General features: G+C 66.4%; 8 protein-coding genes. 3 read left to right on the top strand and 5 right to left on the bottom strand.

Annotation, left to right across the window (positions count from 1 at the left end; translation table 11 throughout):
• The coding region (locus tag A5780_RS06405; protein WP_156769381.1) for a ParA family protein at nucleotides 1-572 on the top strand (572 nt) is incomplete at its 5' end.
• 125 nt (nucleotides 573-697) lie between these two features.
• Nucleotides 698-949, top strand: a complete 252-nt coding sequence (locus tag A5780_RS06400; protein ID WP_064908001.1) for a hypothetical protein — start codon at nucleotides 698-700, stop codon at nucleotides 947-949.
• Between the two features lie 34 nt (nucleotides 950-983).
• Here A5780_RS06400 and A5780_RS06395 read toward each other — a convergent pair whose 3' ends face one another.
• The 5 genes from A5780_RS06395 to A5780_RS06370 all read right to left on the bottom strand — a co-directional run bounded on the left by A5780_RS06395 (nucleotide 984) and on the right by A5780_RS06370 (nucleotide 5,316).
• Entirely contained in the window at nucleotides 984-1,163 is a 180-nt protein-coding gene (locus tag A5780_RS06395) for a DUF6011 domain-containing protein (protein ID WP_064908000.1), read from the bottom strand.
• A gap of 76 nt (nucleotides 1,164-1,239) precedes the next feature.
• Nucleotides 1,240-2,931 carry a hypothetical protein gene (locus tag A5780_RS06390; RefSeq protein WP_064907999.1) on the bottom strand — a complete coding sequence of 564 codons (1,692 nt, stop codon included), beginning with the start codon at nucleotides 2,929-2,931 and terminating at the stop codon, nucleotides 1,240-1,242.
• A 621-nt stretch (nucleotides 2,932-3,552) separates the two neighbouring features.
• Complete coding sequence (locus tag A5780_RS06380; RefSeq protein WP_231982864.1) at nucleotides 3,553-4,161, bottom strand: histone deacetylase; 609 nt, start codon at nucleotides 4,159-4,161, stop codon at nucleotides 3,553-3,555.
• Between the two features lie 82 nt (nucleotides 4,162-4,243).
• Nucleotides 4,244-4,477 (bottom strand): hypothetical protein, encoded by a 234-nt coding sequence (locus A5780_RS06375; RefSeq protein WP_064907996.1) that lies wholly within the window; start codon nucleotides 4,475-4,477, stop codon nucleotides 4,244-4,246.
• Entirely contained in the window at nucleotides 4,477-5,316 is an 840-nt protein-coding gene (locus A5780_RS06370) for a GntR family transcriptional regulator (protein WP_197521675.1), read from the bottom strand. The genes A5780_RS06375 and A5780_RS06370 overlap by 1 nt, the downstream gene beginning before the upstream one ends.
• 126 nt (nucleotides 5,317-5,442) lie before the next feature.
• On the opposite strand from A5780_RS06370, the gene A5780_RS06365 reads away from it, so the two are divergent.
• On the top strand, nucleotides 5,443-5,748 hold the full coding sequence (locus A5780_RS06365) for a hypothetical protein (protein WP_064907994.1): 306 nt from the start codon (nucleotides 5,443-5,445) through the stop codon (nucleotides 5,746-5,748).
• The last annotated feature ends 94 nt before the right edge of the window (nucleotides 5,749-5,842 follow it).

Below are 5,842 nucleotides of genomic sequence, written 5' to 3'. Positions count from 1 at the left end.
TCGTTCCGGCCCGCACGCGCGACCGGATCTTCGTCGCGCCCTCGGGATTCGAGGAGATGCAGGAGGTGCAGGACTCGCTGCTGGGCCAGACCGGCGGGGATCTATCGATCCGCAAGGCGTTCCGGGAGGCCCGCAAGAACGGCCGGGTGTTGTTCGACTGCCGTCCGGCAGTCGACTTGATCACCCGGGCCGCGATGCTGGCCTCCGACAACGTGCTGATCGTGGTCCTGCCGGAGTTCGACCACATCGAGGGCATGATTTCGGTGTTTTCCGCGATCAACGACCTCTACGAGTTCGCCGACTACGAGCTGCCGGTCGCCGGTGTGGTCATCAATCAGGTCAATAGCAGCCGCAACGACCACTCCGAGAACATCGACTACATCCGCGAGTACTGCGCCAACGCCGGCGTCCCGGTCCTGGGTCTGCCGATTCCGCACCTGGCGGTGATCTCGCGGATGACCAACGCTGGGCTGGGCATGGATCAGCACCCCAAGCCCACTGCGAATACCCGATGGCTGGCTGACAACTTCACCGACATCCTGCAGGGACTCGACAAGGAGACGGCCCGATGAGCATCCCGAAGCCACCGCTGCCGAATCCGGGACAGCCCGTCAGCCCGAGGCGCAACCCCTTCGACCGACGTCCCTCACAGCCGCCAGCGACCGAAGAACCGCAGGTCGAGCCCAGTAGGGGCCATATGGGCGATAGGGCAGAAAGAGGCGCGCGGCGGCCGAAAAGACCGGCGGATTCCACCGATATCCTGCTGTCCCTGCCTACTGAACTGAGCGAGCGGCTGGAATCGGTGATCGCCTACACCTATCCCCACACCGGCGTGAAGACCAAGCAGCAGTTCATCCGCGCCGCGATCCTGCGGGCCTGCGCCGAGCACGAGGCACGATTCAACGACGGTGACCGGTGGCCGGCGGTCCCCAAACCGAAGGGGACCTAGACCCGCTACAGGCCATATGGGCCGTAGCGGCGTTTCAGGCGGCGACGTCGAACAGCGTCAGCGGTCGCGCGCCGGCCGCGAGTTGTTCGGCTCGCTCCTTGGCGGCGCAGGTGGGACCGATCGCGGAGGCGACCGAGGCCGGCGAGTGCAACCAGCCGCCGCAGCGGCGGCATTGGGCCATCAGTCGAACCACGGGACGGTCGGCGGCGGCCATGCGTGTCTCCTCTGGCCAGGACGGGGGCGGGCTCCGGCGCTGATGATGACACGGGCCACCGACACGGTCGGAGTTCTCACGCGGCCGCTAAGACCGTCGTTCCGCCGTTCCGCCACTTGGGGTCGCTCATGCCCCGGTGGACCGTGAGCGGGGCACTCAGCAGGCATTCCATATCGCCTGCGGCCGCCTTCCAGCTCAAGACCCGGTCGGACGCGTTACTGATCAGCTCCCGCTGCTCAAGCCAGGTAAACCAGTCGGATCGCTCAACGCTGTCCATGCTGCGGAGCTGTCGTTTGCGGGCTTCGCGGCGGGCCTCCTGCTCGTCCTCGCTCAGGCTTCGCCACCAGGTGCGCTGATGGTGCAGGGACCGCAGGAGTTTCGCGACCGGGTGTTGAGAGGTCGCGAGTCTCTCACCGGGGGCCAGTGCGGCAAGTACGTCGCAGCGGACCGTCCACGCGGTGCGGTCCTTCGCGTACTCGCTGCGAAGCCGATCGGGACGGGCGTGGCCGAGCGGGGCCGGGGCGGTACACCTAGTGGGGGAAACTTTGAAATCCTGCTCGTGCGAGGGCATGAATTTGGCTGCCACAGCGCCGATTCCGTAGGCGCGGCAATCGTCGGTGCCGCCCGCGTAGGCGTGGGTCTCCTGGATCAGCCCGTGCTCGATCGCGGTGGCCAAGGCCCGCCGAATCGTCTTGCGGTCCAGCAACGATCGCAGGGACAGGGCCCTGGTCGAGATCGACCCGTCCCGGGTGACGATCGCGTAGGCGAGGGCGCTCAGCGCCGCCAGGAGGCTGTGGCGCCGTTGCGGGTGTAGTCCGGTCACCTGGGCCACGGCAGCCTCGAATCCGTCTCGTACGGCCGCGATCTGGGCGAGTACCTCCGGGGGCAGGTCCTCGCGCTCCTCGCCGTCGTCGATGCGGTAGCGGCGCGGCCGGTCGAGCTGGGCAGCCACGACGGCGGGCTCCCACTTCGCATCGCGCCACCATCCCCGGCCACGGGATTCGACTTCACGGCAGGCCTGGCGTGCGAGATCCCAAGCGGCAGACTCGGACAGCCGCTGTTCGGCCGCCACGGTCGTGACCGCCGACAGCCACACGTAGCGGCGCCACCATTCCCGGCCTCGTTCAGCGGCCTTACCGCCCTGCTCGGACACCAATTCCCATGCCCGCGACATGCTGTAGCCGCGCCGGGCCAGCGCACACGACAGGCCGAACTCCCGCGCTGACCGTGTGGGGTCTTCCCCGGATACCGTGACGCTGAGCGGGACGTGGGACCGCTTGCGGCCGCGAGCGCCCTTGCGGGCCCGTCGTTTCCGGGCCTTCGCGGCCGCCTCCTTCACCTGCTCCAGCGTCACTGTGCAGGCCACCACGGGGGCAGGCAGGCCGATCCGGTGCGGCGCGGTGAGCAGCCGCAACGCCTGACCGGTGCGGACCTGCACCACCGTCTTGAAACGCTTGGAGAGTCGGCGGCACAACCGCTCCCACTGCCCGGCGAGCTTCTCGTCGACGCCCACGGCGATCACATGGCGGCCGCCGGCGCGGCCGCTTTCGCGCACGATGTAGGGGATCTTGTGCTTGATGCACCAGGTCACGAGAGCGTCCGCACAGGCATCGCCGACGATCGCTGTCTGCGCGTCGATATCGGCAAGCTCGATGCCGGGCGCGGCCTGGCCGGCCACAGTGCTGCACTCCCCGGCGGCCAGAGCCGCGAGCGCGGCCGCCCGGCTCTCTACCCGTGCCGGTGACAGATTGTCGCGGTCCAGCAGCACGTATGGGCCGGTGAACAGAGCTTTATCTAGGGCCAGGAGGGCTGGTTTGCTGCGAAACCTCTGGTCAGAAGGGCTGGAAAGACTGCAATCGTGTAACAGGGCGTGTTCGAGCGCAGGCGCGTGCGCGCGTGCGCTACCCTGAGATCCGTCTCGCAAAGACTGAATCTCCTTTTGGAGAGCGGTGCCCCCGACCTGGTACGTCGGGGGTTTTCCGCGTTATGGGGTATGTGTGGTCCGGCTGCGGTGCCGGGGCGTGGGTTGTGGGGTGCTAGGCGACGTCCTTTCGGTGCACGTCGAGGTCCAGCTCTTCCTGGCCGTCTGCAGTTGTGTCTCCCACTCCGGCCTCAAGCTCTCGCCGGAGTGCGCGTTCGAAGAATTCTCTTTTCGTGAGGCCCCGGTCCTGGATAGCGCGGTCACACTTCTCCAGAAGGTCGATCGACAACCTCACTCCGCTGAGTTTCGACGGTGGCATGGTCACTGGTCTGGCCATGCCGTTAACGCTAATGAGCGATCTTGCCCCAGATACGTTCGACACGCCGACGATCCACACTGCTGGTGTGGAATTCAGCCTCATCCGATCGAGATGGGTCGTGCGTAGCTGTTGCAGTAGGCATGTGGGGGTCAATCTGCAGCGGGATTCTCTAGCGCCTCATCGACCAGTAGGCGAAGCTCCTCCGCATCCCAGTTCCCTTGGACACCGGGGAGCTTCGACAGATAGGTGTGGATGTGGCCGGCCGACCACTCGTGGGATTCGCTGAGTCCGCCGGCGATCATATGGAGGTAGCGCGCTGAGGGACGGTGCAGCTCGACGGTGGCCGGGTCCCACGGGGATGTGAAGGTGAGCACCGGCCAGCCGTCGAGTTCGGTTGCGCGGACGAGGGTTTCGTACCGGCCGTCGCCGAGTTGGCTGCGGCCGGTTTCGAGTACCTCGGTGAAGTCCAGATCCTCAGACGGCTCGCGGTACATCTCCTGTGTGAGCAGGTCGGAGAACTGGCCGGGGGTGAGCAGGTAACCGCGCGCCGCCGCGCCGTTGGGCCAGCCCGGGCGCGGGCTGGTGGCGTAGAAGGCCACACCGCCCGTCCACACGGGGCTGTCCCAGGCGAAGTAGATCGTGCCGGGCAGGGTGAGCGGCTGGGTTTTCAGTGGGGGAGTCGGATCGCGGAATCCGGGGTAGGTGTGTCCCGTCCCGGGTGGAGTCCCGCCCTCGAGGTAGTACGTCAACCGGCGCATGTGAAGGTTAGAACCGTAAGCGGCGTACCAGATGTACTCGGGCATAGAGGGTGTCCCTTTCATCGAGGGGCGGGGCTGGGCGTCAGTTGGGTTTCGGGCGGTAGTTGCTGCCGGTGATGGAGCGGTAGTACATACCTCCCTCTTCCTGCCGGACACCGCGACTCTCGTTGCTGAGCACTCGTGCGGCCTGTTCCAGGGCGGTGTTCCAGTCGGTGGATAGTTCGGGATTCTGAAGTGCCATAACCAGTTCGGCCGCCTTGTCCCAGATGGCAGCTTCACCGGTGGGGTCGTATCGGTTGGGATCGGAGTTCGTCATCAGGACTTCCTTTCGAGTGAGGTCGTGCCGTTGGTGGCGGGGCGGTTTTCAGGGACGTGCAGGTCGTAGTGCAGTCGCAGGGCATCGCCGGAGAACACGCTGAGCAGGACACGGACTCGGCGCCCGGTCGCGTCGATGCCGACGCGGGCGTGCTGGCCGACAGGTGTGCCGGGCTGCTGTTCGAGCAGCTCGGCTTCGTCCGGCTCGGGCATACGGACGGTGATCTCGTCGGCGAAGTGGACCTGCCGGAATCCCAGAGCGCGGTAGATGCCGCCGGGAACGACGACGTTCTCTTTGCACCGCAGCACAGCGACGCCGTCGATCTCCATATTCGCGATATCGAGCGGAGTCCAGGTGTCAGCGATCATCGCCAGCTGTTCCAGCACTCCGGGTTTGGCGACGTACCGCAGCCGTCGGCGGCGGAGCAGCACCGTGCCGGGGCGGCACTGGAGGTAGCGCGCTACCGCAGCGGTGGCCGGTAGATCCTCGACACCAGCGACGACCTGGCGTGTGCCCCAGCCATCGGAGTGGGCATCCGCTTCCCACTGGTCGACCATGTTGATCGGGTCATCGGAGTAGGCACCCAGCTCGAACTTCGTCAGGTGCCAGGTGATCAGGTCCCGCGTCCGCACGGTACGGCCGATGCCTGAGACGCCGGCGGTGATAAGACCTTCCTGCTCCAGGCGGCGAATCGCCTCCCGGACCGTAGGGCGGCTGAAGGTGTAGCGCTCGGCCAGCTCCAGCTCGGGCGGGACCTTGTCACCAGGCTGCAACTCGCCGCTGGTGATCTGCTGGCGAAGGTCGTCGTACACGACCTTCCATCTCGGACGCCTGTTCATGGTCTCCATCATCTCTGTAAGGACAGACAAGACAAAGGGTATTGCCGTGTCGTCGACTTTGTCATTACAGTCTTTACAGACCTGACAGACATTACATGGAAGTCAGAGAAGGGGACTGTGATCGAAATGACCATTCCGGACACCTGGAGCCGCGCCGTCTGGCGTCGAGAGGCCGCACCCGCTATCCCATCGGTGCAGGTCACGGGCGGGCACATGACCAGCGACGGCACCCGCCATCACGCCGACTACGTCGGCGATTCGCTGTGGGTGGTCGATTACCTGCCCGGCCGTCAGCTGACTCGAGAGCAGGCGACGGCGGCGATGCGGATTGCGGTCGCTCCGGAGCGGCTGGAGGTCGACCGGTGGGCGAGCCTGCTGGGCCTGACCGCTGCCGAGGCCCGCGGATTCGCCGAGCTGCCGGTGAGTGCGTGATGGCCCGCGAGCGTGTGGTCGATGTCTACATCCCGGTCGTGCCGTCGTCGGCCGGCATCGGGGGAGTCGGCCCGATGATCGTCGCCCCGCTGCT

Origin of the sequence: Nocardia sp. 852002-20019_SCH5090214 (assembly GCF_001665865.1) — a bacterium.
GTDB lineage: Bacteria > Actinomycetota > Actinomycetes > Mycobacteriales > Mycobacteriaceae > Nocardia > Nocardia nova.
Note: the sequence above shows the minus strand (reverse complement) of the source record. Positions and strands in the feature narration are given on the sequence as shown.